This window comes from Pseudomonas mandelii, from assembly GCF_024138395.1.
GTDB classification, from domain to species: domain Bacteria; phylum Pseudomonadota; class Gammaproteobacteria; order Pseudomonadales; family Pseudomonadaceae; genus Aquipseudomonas; species Aquipseudomonas mandelii_E.
The window spans coordinates 1-212 of the sequence record NZ_JAMYDU010000079.1; the positions used below are offsets into that span (position 1 = coordinate 1).

1 protein-coding gene is annotated in these 212 nt (G+C 59.9%); it reads left to right on the forward strand.

Annotated features, from left to right (window positions below):
* Window positions 1–212, forward strand: a 212-nt coding sequence (locus tag NHU87_RS28755; RefSeq protein WP_253555190.1) for a hypothetical protein, incomplete at both ends; no start/stop codon positions are given.

Below are 212 nucleotides of genomic sequence, written 5' to 3' on the forward strand. Positions count from 1 at the left end.
CTGGACGGTGGAACCGGTGCCGACCTGATGATCGGCGGCAACGGCAATGACACCTACATCGTCGACAACCTCAAGGATGCGATTACCGAGACCAGCACTCTGGTATCTGAAGTCGACACCGTGCGCTCCTCGGTGAGCTGGACCCTGGGTGCCAACCTGGAAAACCTAACCCTCACTGGCAGCGATCACCTCAACGGCGTCGGCAACACCCT